This window comes from Flammeovirgaceae bacterium SG7u.111, from assembly GCA_034044135.1.
GTDB lineage: Bacteria > Bacteroidota > Bacteroidia > Cytophagales > Flammeovirgaceae.
Genome location: CP139021.1, coordinates 3,740,066 through 3,752,408 on the forward strand (window position 1 = coordinate 3,740,066; position 12,343 = coordinate 3,752,408).

Here is a 12,343-nt window from a genome sequence, read left to right on the forward strand (position 1 = left end):
CTTGCAAAGCTTGGAAGGGCAACTATAACGTACTGCGGTATCCCTGCGGGGTACTTCCCGTGATCTGCTTGAATTGTTTGTTGAAGTTGGTAATGGAGTTATAACCCACCCTATAGCAAATTTCGGATACGGGCAAATCGTCTTGTACCAACAAGCGCGAGGCATTCCTGACGCGCAGTTCGTTGAGGAACTGGGTAAAAGATTTGTTGGTCATTTTCTTGAAAAAACGGCAAAAGGAATTGGTTGTCATGCAGGCTACATCAGCCACATCGTCAAGAGTAATATGGTTACTGTAATTATCCGACATGTACTTTAACACAGCATCGAAACGGTGGGAATGCTTGGTAGTGTATTGGCGCATATCTGTAGAAGAAAGCACTTGTTTATCTTGTGTAACTGAAAGGCGGCAAAGAACATCTAGCATCTTTACCAATTGCTCCGCAGGTGATAAATCGATCATATTGATCAATTCTTTGTGCAGAGCTTTACTCATACTGTCACCAAAACTCAGCCCAAACTTAGATTCCTCTAGCATTTGGTTTATCCCCAGAAAAGCAGGATTATTAAACGTGCCTTCTCCTATAAAGTCCTTTGTAAATTTTAAGATAATGGTCTTTACCTTATTTGTGTCTTCTTCTTCATAATATGAAGCATCGTTTCGCCAAAGGTGCGGCACATATGGACCAACTAATACTAAATCGCCCGGAAAAAAATGGGATACACTATCTCCTACAAAACGAACACCTTTGCTTTTGGAGATGTACAATAGCTCATATTCGGAATGATAATGCCAAGAAGAATCCAGACATGGAATTTCCTTCTTAGTTATATCAAGCTTTTTATTAACGGCGCTATCCGAATTCTTCAAAATCAACTTCATGGGCACAAAACTAGTCTTTTTCTCATATTCACCATAAACCATTTTTAGGTACTTACCTAAATGGACTATGGTACAAAAACAGATTATGAAAGAATATGTTCCATAAAAATGGCTTCACCTCCCAAATGCCGGAAAGGTGAAACCCTATATTTTTTTTATCGGGTTTACTTTGTTGGTTAGTTAACTTCTACCTGAGAACCGAGCTTTATAAATGTCGCCTTTTATTGTAAAACGAATATCCTCTTCCGAATAAGACATTTGGGCAAAGTGATCGTTTGCAGCGAAATAGATAAAATTTAAACCTGCTCTAAACTCCCACCTCATTAAAATTCACTTTTATAAAATATTTTAAGAAAAGGGTGTAACTTTTTGGAAAGGGGGTAGTATCCTAATCAAATCAACGAAAAACCTCATACTCGACTTTTACTTTATGAAGCAATGACTGACGAAAATGCAATGAAAGCGGTCAGTGAAGGAGACTTGGACAAGGCGGCTATTCTATTTGAGCGATACCAGAAGAGCATGTTCAATTTCTTTTTGAAGCTAACCTACGACAGGGAGGCTAGTCAAGACATGACCCAAAATTTATTTTACAGGATAATCCGCTATCGAAAAAGCTACAACAGTCAGATGCTTTTTAGACCTTGGATTTACCAGATGGCGAGGAACGTTCAAGCCGATCATTACCGCAAGGATAAAATAAAGAAATCGGAGTTTGCCGATATGGAGTCAATCTCGATAGAACTGATGGAAAGCCATGCCGAAGCAGACCAACAAGAGCGGGAAATCAATTTGCACAAGGCTCTAGCGAAGCTTGAAAAAGAGCAACGAGAAATATTGATCATGAACAAGTTTCAAAAGTTGAAATATGAGGAAATTGCCAAAATTTTGGACACCACGCCCGGTGCGGTGAAAGTGAAAGCCCACAGAGCAATCAAAAAATTGAAAGGTATTTATTTTATGGTCGAAAAATCAAAATAAGTGTTTGATCAACAACAAGCACTCCCTAGCATTCAATAAAGTATTGATTATCAATGCATAAGTTGTTTTATTAAAATAGCACTGGTGCTTAAGTTTCAATAAACGAAGTGAATTATGGAAACTAAAAATATTAAAAACAAATTGCTGGACTACATTGAAGGTTCTCTTCCTGACAACGAAATGCTGGAAGTGAAGCAAGCGATAAAGCAAGACGATGCCCTCTTCAGGGAATACGACGAGCTACGGATTGTAATGGAAGGGATGGATAAAAGCCCGAAGCTGGATAGCCCCGAGGCAGTTGGGATGGATTTTTATAAAATGCTGGAAGGGGAAAAAGAAAAGCAAAAACTTGGGGCATTAGGCAGCACTTTCCAAGTGATAAAAAACACATGGAACGGAAGCATCACACTGAAAATAGCGGCATCTGTTGCGCTTTTCCTAATGGGCTATTTCATTGACAAGCAGATAGAAGTGAAGGATATTCAAACTACTGAAATTGCCCAGATGCGGGAGGAAATTGAGTCTACCAAAACTCTGGTGATGCTCACGCTCCTCAAGCAGCAATCTGCCAGCGAGCGGATAAAAGCAATTGGCTATACTTATGATTTTGAAAATGCCGACTCGAGGGTGGTAGATGCGCTGATCAGCACGCTTAAAGATGACAAAAATGTAAACGTTCGCTTGGCTGCAACCGAGGCTCTTGCGCATTTTGCCCACAACCCAAAAGTAGTGAATGCACTGCTGGAAACCTTGCCAGAGCAAACGGATCCGGAGATCCAAATCATCATTATAGATCTGCTGGTGAAGATGAACGAGACCCGAGCCCGGCAACCTATCGAAACACTTTTGAATGAACAAGAGCTGATCGACATAGTCCGCTCAAAAGCCCAAGAGGGAGTAAGTAAACTTTTATAAGCATCAATGCTATTTTAATAAAAAACTTGACATTGATAACCAGTACTTTATTTGAACAATAGGTTATACTCTTTTTTGATCGAACACTTAGAAAAATAAATCAACCAAAAATCATCATTTAACATCATGAGAAAATTCATCGTCTTTTTGACTGTGGCATTGCTAACTAGTGCCTATTCTTTCGCCCAAGAGTTCAAAACCAGCTTCGGTTCTTCTAATGGGAATACGATTACCATCAATATCTTTGACTGTGACCTCATCGTGCAAGGACATGATTCAAAAGATGTGATCATCACCGCCAAGGGCTATAAAGCCCCTCCCAAACGAGCCGAAGGCCTCAAGCCTCTCTACAATACGTTTTCTGACAATACCAACATTGGGCTTTCGGTGAAGGCTGAAGGCAGCAGTATTACGGTAGACAGGGCTAGCCGAGAAGATATTGACTACACCATAAAAGTACCTAAGGGCACCAATGTGATCATCAATGAGATGAACTACTACGGAGATGGTTTTACCGTGAAGGATATTTCGGGAGAAATAGAGATCAACAGCAAAAGTTCCGACATCAAATTGGTAAATGTGACTGGCCCTGTGGTAGCTAGCTCTACCAATGGAAATTTTGAGGCAGTTTTCAGTAAATTGAACCAAAACAAACCGATTTCCATCAAGTGCATCAATGGCTATATAGACATCACCTTGCCGGGCAATACCAAGGCAAATCTTGAAATGAAATCGATGAATGGGGAAGTTTACACCAACTTCGAAGTAGAGCAAGCTGCCGATGCGAATGACCCTCAATACAATACTGCCGCAAAGAAAATTGATGCCAAGATCAATGGTGGTGGAATACTTCTCAGTCTTTATGCTACCAACGACGATATTTATCTGAGGAAAAAATAACGTCTTTCATACAACCGCAGAAAATTAATTGCACACCTCTTTCTGCGGTCTCTTTTTACTTCTAACATCAGAAAAATGAAAAACTATCTTTTCATAGGTGTATTGCTTTGCCTTTTCCAACCTGCTATTGCCCAAAGAATAGTGGAAAAAACATTCCCAAGCGGAAAAATAAAGAAAGTAAAGCTAGACCTAAAAATGGCTCAGCTCATAACTGTAACAACTTGGGAGCAAGACGAGGTTTATTTCAAAGCGTCTATTGACTTGAACAATGGAAAACTAGATGACTCGCTGAAGCTTAGTTTTGAGAAAAACAACGATTTATTGTTCATTAGCTCAAAGGTTGATGTCAAATTCAACAATTGGATTAGCAAGGAGACTTTCGATAAATGGCAAAAGGAAAACAAGCCTTTTTACTGGGACGACAAGGAAAACTTTGTAGTTGCGGAATTGCTGTACGAGCTAAAAATCCCAAAAAACACTATTCTCGAAATTGCAAGCATCAATGCAGACGTGGAGTTGCGTGGAGTTAGCTCAGTTGCAAAGGTGAAAACCATCAACGGTTTTGTAGACATGGATTGGCTGGAAAAAGCAGGCGCCGATATAAGTCTCAAAACAATAAACGGAGAAGTTTATTCAGATATGGACATCTCCTTTCCTAACTTCAAAAAGTATCCCATAGTTGGTTATGAACTTCAGGGCAAATACAAGCAGGGTGGTACAAAGTTGCAACTCGAAACTATTAACGGAGATATATTCTTTAGAAAAGCTAAAAACTAGTGTCACAATTAATTTCAAAAAAAGGCTGTCCACCATGGCAGCCTTTTGAATTTCCCTCTTTATTTCGGCACTCTTTTAATATGCTGTTTAACTATGTCATAGCCTGGATCAAAAAGCTTGCACGACTTCAAATAGTAATACAACATTTCTTCTAACAAGCTCTTTGTATATGTTTCCCTTAAGTATTTTGCCTTTTCATTGAAATATAAATCCTTCAAAAAGCTGCCAATCCATAAAATATTAGTTGTTTTTACCTGCCTAGCTTCAGCTAAGTTTCCCAACAATTCTAATGCTTGATTAAACTGCAAAGTAATCATTAGCTCCTCAGCTACATGTTTTGCATAGTTGATATTATCAGTGGTATGTTTGCCACTTCTTATCTCTTCAATCGCTGTTTCTATTTGCACCTGATTTCTAGTATAGTTGCTCAAAGCTGATAGGGTTTTGAGGTTATCATTTAGTTAAACATTCCATTCCTCTCTCTTTTTAAGAAAGCATTTTGCTAGTCATTAGTTTTGGAAAAAGTATTCATTAAAAGATGAATGCCATTTTCAATGCTCTTTATAAATTCAACAAAAATCCCTAGATAAAAAGAGGAGACAACTGCCGCTGCCTAAAAAAATGAAGGACTGATTGCGAGTAATGATGAATTGCCAAAGAAAACAACGAGCGGTAGTATTTTTTTTTAACATTACACTCTCACAAAACCAATTAAGCTTTTGCAAAAGAAATTGCAATTAATACTACAGCCTGCTAGCACTTATCCCTTATGGAACAAATATCGAAGGCAATTGTTGGGAGTAAGTTGTAATTGGGACATGGCCAAGAGCAATAAATGCAATACAAGCCATGCGTTTTGTACACGTAAGCTTACGAATTTACTAATAAAATGAAATAAAACAAAGCCTTCCCCTAGGGGAAGGCTTTCAACATCCATCAGCTGTAGCTGAATAAAATTATACGTTGTCAGAAGAAAGTTTCGCCGCGAAATATTCTCTGTTCATTCTTGCAATGTTGGTAATAGAAATCTCCTTAGGGCATTCAGCTTCGCAAGCACCTGTGTTGGTACAAGCACCAAAGCCTTCATCGTCCATTTGGGCTACCATAGCCTCTACCCTTTTTTGCCTTTCAGGCTTGCCTTGTGGCAAAAGAGCAAATTGAGAAACCTTAGCAGAAACAAATAGCATTGCTGAAGCATTTTTACAAGCCGCTACACATGCACCGCAACCAATACACTGCGCCGCATCCATTGCCAATTCAGCAATTTCCTTTGAGATGGGGATTTCATTGGCATCTGGAGCGTTGCCCGTATTGATAGAAACATAGCCACCTGCCTGCTGGATTCTGTCAAAAGAACCACGGTCAACAACCAAGTCTCTTACAACTGGGAAAGCTTGTGCTCTAAATGGCTCGATGGTTACTGTATCACCATCTTTGAATTTTCTCATATGGAGCTGGCAAGTAGTAGTAGCCGCTTGTGGCCCGTGAGGTTGCCCATTGATATACATGCTACATGTACCGCAAATACCTTCCCTACAGTCATGGTCAAATGCTACTGGCTCTTCGCCTTTTTCTAGCAAATCCTCATTCAATACGTCGAGCATTTCGAGAAAAGACATATCTGGGCTAACGTCTTTTACTGGGTAAGAGACCAATTCTCCTTTGGCGTCAGCATTTTTTTGTCTCCAAATTTTAAGTGTTATGTTCATAACTTTATTTCTTTTTTAGATAAAAACCTTGATGAATAAAAAGCAAGTTGGGCAAGGAAAAACCTCGCCCCTATCTCTTACTTATAACTTCTTTGCGTAAGCTTCACATTTTCGAATTTCAACTCTTCTTTGTGCAGTTCCGCTTGTTGGTTTTCACCTTTATATTCCCAAGCAGCTACATATGCAAAGTTTTCGTCGTCCCTCAACGCTTCACCTTCTTCAGTTTGGTGCTCTTCACGGAAGTGACCACCGCACGACTCAGCTCTGTTGAGCGCATCGTCGATCATCAATTCTCCAAGCTCCATGAAGTCAGCTACTCGGTACGCTTTTTCCAAAGTAATATTCATCTCTTCACCAGTACCAATGGTTTTGAGGTCTTTCCAGTACTCGGCACGAAGTTCTTGAACCATCACCTTCGCTTTTTTCAAGCCCTCAGCAGTTCTTGACATACCACAGTATTCCCACATGATCTTTCCAAGCTCTTTGTGGAACTGATCAACCGTTTTCTTACCGTTGATGCTCAATAATTTATCTATCTGAGCTTTTACCTCTTGCTCCGATTTTTTGAACTCAGGATGGTCAGTCGAAACTTTCTCGTTTGACATCTGGGCCAAGTAGTCACCTACAGTATAGGGAGCTACGAAGTAACCATCTGCCAAACCTTGCATAAGAGCACTAGCACCGAGCCTGTTAGCACCGTGGTCAGAGAAGTTTGCTTCTCCAAGAGCGTAAAGTCCTGGTACGTTTGTCATCAAGTTATAATCGACCCAAAGACCGCCCATGGTGTAGTGAACCGCTGGGTAAATCATCATTGGCTCTTTGTATGGATTGGCATCGGTAATACGCTCGTACATTTCGAACAAGTTACCGTATTTAGCCCTGATCGTGTCTTCACCATCACGTTTGATTGCATCTGCAAAGTCAAGGTACACAGCCAAACCAGTTGAACCTACACCTCTTCCTTCGTCACAAACATATTTAGCATTCCTAGATGCAACGTCCCTCGGTACAAGGTTACCAAACGAAGGGTATCTTCTTTCCAAGTAATAATCTCTTTCGCTTTCAGGAATTTCATTTGCATGGCGTTTGTCACCTACTTTCTTAGGCACCCATACCCTACCGTCGTTTCTCAATGACTCTGACATCAAAGTCAATTTAGATTGGTATGTTCCGTGAACTGGAATACACGTTGGGTGAATTTGGGTGAAACATGGATTGGCAAACAAAGCTCCCTTTTTGTGGGCTCTCCAAGCAGCAGAACCGTTACAGCCCATTGCATTTGTAGAAAGAAAGAACACGTTTCCGTATCCACCAGTACAAAGCATTACCGCATGACCTGAGTGAGAAGTGATTTTACCTGTTACCAAGTCTCTCACCACAACCCCTCTAGCTTTTCCATCAACCAATACCACGTCAAGAACTTCAGACCTTTCGTAAAGCTTTACTTTACCAGCAGCAACTTGGCGATTCAATGCACTATAAGCACCCAAAAGCAATTGTTGCCCCGTTTGACCACGCGCATAAAACGTCCGGGATACTTGAGCACCTCCAAATGAACGGTTAGAAAGCAACCCACCGTAATCACGGGCAAAAGGAACACCTTGTGCCACACATTGGTCAATAATATCTACACTCACCTCGGCAAGGCGATGTACGTTTCCTTCTCTTGAGCGATAGTCACCACCTTTTACCGTATCGTAGAAAAGCCTGTAAACACTATCTCCATCATTTTGGTAGTTTTTTGCAGCGTTGATACCACCTTGCGCAGCAATACTGTGCGCACGACGAGAGCTATCTTGGTAGCAAAACGCTGTTACGTTGTAGCCAAGCTCCGCAAGCGATGCCGCAGCTGAAGCACCTGCCAAACCAGTACCAACTACGATGACATCGTATTTACGCTTGTTGGCAGGGTTGACAAGTTTCATGTCAAATTTATGTTTGCTCCATTTTTCAGCTAATGGGCCGTCAGGAATTTTTGATTCTAATTTCATATGTTTTTAATATCTATATCAATGAATAATTCTTTATGCTTACTTACAACATTTTGTTTAAGCTAAGAGCAACACATAAATAGGCTGAATTGCAAACAAAAGTGGAATGATGATCGCAATGACAAGCCCAACACTCTTAATTAGCGGAGTGTATTTTTTGTGATTCATACCTAAAGTTTGAAAAGCACTAGCGATACCGTGCTGCAAGTGGAAGCCAAGGAAAATCATAGAAAGTGCATAAAAGGCGGTGTAAATAGGACTTTTAAAGGCTTCGATTACTAAAACATATAGGTTTTTGTACGATTCCCCTTCATAATCTACCATTGGCACTGAACCAAATTTCATTTCAAACCAAAAGCTTTTGAGGTGGATAACCAAGAATACTAAAATGATGGCTCCCAAAAGGCCCATGTTACGAGATGCCCAAGAGCTATTTCCCGCACTTTTTGTGTACTTATATCCGATTGGGCGAGCCGAACGGTTTTTCATTGTCAACATAATAGAGTCGATCACGTGAAGAATAATCGATCCATACAAAATAAAGGATACTGCTTTGATTAGAGGGTTTGTAGTCATAAACTTGGTGTACATGTTGAATGCCTGCCCACCGTCGTCTTTTAATAATTGCATATTGCCCGATGCATGGACAATTAAGAAAGTAACCAGGAAGATTCCTGTAAGGGACATTAGAACTTTACGCCCCAGCGTACTTGATAAGGTCTGTTTCACCCAGCTCATTTTTCTATCTTTTGTGTTTGATAAATGAATAATTTTCAATCAAATTTAGGTTGCCAAAACTTAGTTGTCAAGCAAAAAACCTAAAGTGGCTTATTTGAACAGATTCTAAATAATTTATTCGGCACTTTACCATGAAAATTGATTTTTATCATTGATTGAACCTAATATATTTCCTGTTTTTTTTACAACTTTAGGTCTTGACAAAATTTTGCTCCTCACTTCACCTATATAGATTTCACTAATCATCTGTGAAAATCGAATGTTTAAAAAACCATTTTTGTTTAATTAGATACACTCTGACAATCTTGTCCGGTCGAGCTGCTGGGTTGTCAAAAACTAGCGGTGATGATAGTATAATAGATTGGGATGAAAAATACAGTGAGAGCCTTGCGGAAATTTATGGAGAAAAAGTGAAGCAATAAAAATGGGCACGGCTAAGATACCGCTTTCCTAAAATTCATTAGTTTTGCAAAACATCAAAAAAATCAGTTTAGTTATGAAAAACAAATTTTTGCTCCTTATAGCTTTTACTTTTTTAGCTTCAGCTTCGGTGAGCGCCCAGCAAATCAAAATAGCATTTGTTAATCCTGATAGCGTATTGCTCTCTTTGCCAGAGTACAAAACGCAAGTGAAAATATTGGAATCTTATGGTAAACAGTTGAGGACTCAAATCACTACAAAACAGACCACTCTTCAGAGCAAAGCTCAAGAGTATCAGCAACAACAGCCTACTTTGACTCCTCAGCAAAACCAAGACAACATGCTTGAATTGCAAAAAATGGAGCTTGAGCTTCAGCAATTTGCCCAGCAAGCACAGCAAAACCTCGGCAAAAAGGAACAAGACCTTATGGAGCCTCTTTACGAGAAAATCCAAGAAGGGATTGATGCTACAGCAAAAGAACTGGGATATGACCTAGTGGTCCAAAGACAAGCCTTCATTTATGCTAAGCCAGAATACGATATCACAACGGCAGTAATTAAGCAACTTGGTGGAACGCCAGGTGCTGGTTCGGCCGAATAAATTATACATTTCAGCATAAAAAAGGGTCTCAGAAATATTTCTGAGACCCTTTTTTATCTTTCTATATCGAGTTCGGTTACGCCTCTTCTGCCAAAAGCTTCTCGATAGTCAGGGTAAATTCATCAACAAACTTTTGGTAATACTCGCCTGTACCAGGCCCACTAAAACCAGTATGGATCTTTCTTACTTCACCCGTCTTATCTATAATAATGGTAGTAGGGAAAGACATAACATGGTTGAGCATAGGTAGCGATTTTGCCGCTTCAACTTTGCTGCTCACGCCAGCTATCAATACTTCGTAATCCACGCCAAGCTTATCTTTCATTACCGAAACTCGTTTCTTAGCTTCATTAAATTCTGGATTTCTCTCATATGCCAAACCAATTACCTCAAACCCTTTCGGCTGGTATTGTTGGTAGAAAGGTGCTAAAAACTTGGTTTCATCCATACAGTTTGGACACCAAGAACCTAACAACTGAACTACTACTACTTTACCTTTATAGCGTTGGTCTTCCAAGCTAACTGGTTCGCCATCTAGGTTCGGGAAACTGAACGCTACTTTATCGTACCCATCTTTAAGATAGGTCAACTTACCTGCATCTGGAAGGCTGGCATTTTCGTTTACGATTGCCGTCCAAGGCTGCTCCCAGTGCTTTCCAGAATAAAACATTCCGTCGGTAATCAAGCCATTATCCAGTTTGGCTGTGAACAAAAATGCATGCTCACCATCAAAACAAGATAGATGTAGCTCATTTCCAATAACACTTCCTTCCAAATATCTGTAATCGCCTGTGGTGGTCAAGAATGTGCCCAAAAGTTTACTTCCTTTCTGCTCAAATACGCCAATAGCTTGATCAGGATCACCTTCCTCATTCTCGAAGCTCACCTGCCATTTTCCAGTGATGTTCGCCATAGGTGCTATTCCTCCGTCGTCAAACCTGTGATTTACTCCAGCTACTGCTTTGAAAGGAATTTCATAGGGCTTTTTGTAACTATGCTTCACCCATTTTCCAGTGATCTTGCCACCTTGCAATTTGCCTATTATTTCTGCATCAAAAATATGCATAGGAATCGAAATAGAATCCTTCCAAATCTTTACCTCATCCAGCGATAGTTTTTCCTCACCATTGATAATATCAATCTTGGGCTCTCCCTTTCCATCAAGAGCAACGGTAAAATTAAACGGTAATTCAATACCATTTTTCAATGTCAGAACCGCTCTCCAACTCCCTTCACTTATACTCGCTTTTGTTTCTACTTTCGCTACTTCTTCTACCTTTTGTTCCGATCTTTCCGAAGGGGCACATGCCCATATTGAACAAGCAAAAAATACTAATAATGTGATTTTGGTTTTCATAGCCAATCTATGTGTTTAATGTAATTGTGTGAGTGTGTATTTTCCCTTATGTAAATTAAAAATCAATACAATCCTAAATGCAACCTTTTATTGCTTAAGCGTTTGCACATAACTTGTAAGAGCTTGGAGTTCAGCTTCCGAGAAGTTCTCCTTGTACCCTTTCATGATCCCCTTTCCTTTCACAATTACCTCTGTAATTTCTGATTCAGAAAGCTCGCTTACCGAAAGATCGGCAGCACCAGACAATCCTAATTTGCCATCTGCGCCATGGCATGCTGCACAGTTTACTACAAACAATGCTTTCCCATGCAAGGACAAATCATAATTAGCTGCCGAAGGATCATCAATCACAGACTCCGCTAACGCTTTAGGTTTTGTAAGCTTTCCCTTGTTGGCTTCTGCCATTCCGTAGGCACTGATGATCAAAACAAAAGATAAAATTGCTAGTGCTTTGTTCTCCTTCTTAAAACCTATAACGGCTAAAGGGATAGAAATTATAACAGCGCCTATTTTTATAATAAATAGTGTTGTATATTCTCCCAAAGAAAAAACCATCCAGACTCCTGTCAATAAAAAAACAAAGCTGATAATCATTTCAGGCACTTTTACCACCTTGGTGAATTTTGCTAAACCTGCCTTTTTATTGATTACCAATAAAATAGTTTTAACAAGGTAAATTAGCAAAAAAAGAGTAACCACTACTACGTGAGTATGAAATAATGTTTTGTACATGATCAATAAATATTATTTTGAGGTTTATAAATTTGAAAGGATTATTAGTTAGTTTTGACCTAACAAAAGAAACAGGCTTCATTTTTTTATAGAGCAATGAATCACAAATGCTCTCTACAACTAGCTTCAAAATTATTAAAACTAATGTTAGTTCGATCTGTTTTCTTGATTTATAACCATACAAAAATTAATCGGGAAAAATCCTATTGAAATACTTACTTCGGTTTACCGAAAAAATAGCGCGCTCCATTTTCAATTACTTCCAACCAGCTCACATAAATAGCAACCCTAACTACTTTTAGGGCAAACCCAAAGTAGAGATGTACTATTATACCCAAACCC

The 12,343-nt window shown here is 39.5% G+C and carries 12 protein-coding genes; 5 read left to right on the top strand and 7 right to left on the bottom strand.

What is annotated here, in order from left to right:
• Positions 1-22 precede the first annotated feature (22 nt).
• A complete protein-coding gene (locus R9C00_14505; GenBank protein WPO38669.1) occupies positions 23-922 on the bottom strand; it encodes an AraC family transcriptional regulator in 900 nt (299 codons plus the stop codon).
• A 396-nt stretch (positions 923-1,318) separates the two neighbouring features.
• Here R9C00_14505 and R9C00_14510 point away from each other — a divergent pair, with 396 nt between their 5' ends.
• From R9C00_14510 to R9C00_14525, 4 genes are all read left to right on the top strand, one after another.
• Entirely contained in the window at positions 1,319-1,861 is a 543-nt protein-coding gene (locus R9C00_14510; GenBank protein ID WPO38670.1) for a sigma-70 family RNA polymerase sigma factor, read from the top strand.
• 114 nt (positions 1,862-1,975) lie between these two features.
• Positions 1,976-2,776 (top strand): HEAT repeat domain-containing protein, encoded by an 801-nt coding sequence (locus R9C00_14515; GenBank protein WPO38671.1) that lies wholly within the window; start codon positions 1,976-1,978, stop codon positions 2,774-2,776.
• 126 nt (positions 2,777-2,902) lie between these two features.
• Complete coding sequence (locus tag R9C00_14520; GenBank protein ID WPO38672.1) at positions 2,903-3,676, top strand: DUF4097 family beta strand repeat-containing protein; 774 nt, start codon at positions 2,903-2,905, stop codon at positions 3,674-3,676.
• A 75-nt stretch (positions 3,677-3,751) separates the two neighbouring features.
• Positions 3,752-4,453 (top strand): hypothetical protein, encoded by a 702-nt coding sequence (locus tag R9C00_14525; GenBank protein ID WPO38673.1) that lies wholly within the window; start codon positions 3,752-3,754, stop codon positions 4,451-4,453.
• A gap of 59 nt (positions 4,454-4,512) precedes the next feature.
• Here R9C00_14525 and R9C00_14530 read toward each other — a convergent pair whose 3' ends face one another.
• The 4 genes from R9C00_14530 to R9C00_14545 form a co-directional block, all read right to left on the bottom strand.
• Positions 4,513-4,860, bottom strand: coding sequence for a hypothetical protein (locus R9C00_14530; GenBank protein WPO38674.1), 348 nt, complete (start codon positions 4,858-4,860; stop codon positions 4,513-4,515).
• Positions 4,861-5,409: 549 nt separating this feature from the next.
• Positions 5,410-6,162, bottom strand: coding sequence for a succinate dehydrogenase/fumarate reductase iron-sulfur subunit (locus tag R9C00_14535; protein ID WPO38675.1), 753 nt, complete (start codon positions 6,160-6,162; stop codon positions 5,410-5,412).
• Between the two features lie 77 nt (positions 6,163-6,239).
• Positions 6,240-8,153, bottom strand: a complete 1,914-nt coding sequence (locus R9C00_14540; protein ID WPO38676.1) for a fumarate reductase/succinate dehydrogenase flavoprotein subunit — start codon at positions 8,151-8,153, stop codon at positions 6,240-6,242.
• Between the two features lie 57 nt (positions 8,154-8,210).
• The gene (locus R9C00_14545; protein ID WPO38677.1) at positions 8,211-8,891 is read right to left on the bottom strand and encodes a succinate dehydrogenase cytochrome b subunit; all 681 of its coding nucleotides are present in this window, start codon (positions 8,889-8,891) and stop codon (positions 8,211-8,213) included.
• 496 nt (positions 8,892-9,387) lie between these two features.
• On the opposite strand from R9C00_14545, the gene R9C00_14550 reads away from it, so the two are divergent.
• The gene (locus R9C00_14550; protein WPO38678.1) at positions 9,388-9,912 is read left to right on the top strand and encodes an OmpH family outer membrane protein; all 525 of its coding nucleotides are present in this window, start codon (positions 9,388-9,390) and stop codon (positions 9,910-9,912) included.
• Positions 9,913-9,988: 76 nt separating this feature from the next.
• Here the strand turns inward: R9C00_14550 and R9C00_14555 are convergent, their stop codons facing one another.
• Complete coding sequence (locus tag R9C00_14555) at positions 9,989-11,269, bottom strand: TlpA disulfide reductase family protein (GenBank protein WPO38679.1); 1,281 nt, start codon at positions 11,267-11,269, stop codon at positions 9,989-9,991.
• Positions 11,270-11,356: 87 nt separating this feature from the next.
• Positions 11,357-12,001: a c-type cytochrome gene (locus R9C00_14560; GenBank protein WPO38680.1), complete on the bottom strand. Its 645-nt coding sequence runs from the start codon at positions 11,999-12,001 to the stop codon at positions 11,357-11,359.
• Between the last annotated feature and the right edge of the window lie 342 nt (positions 12,002-12,343).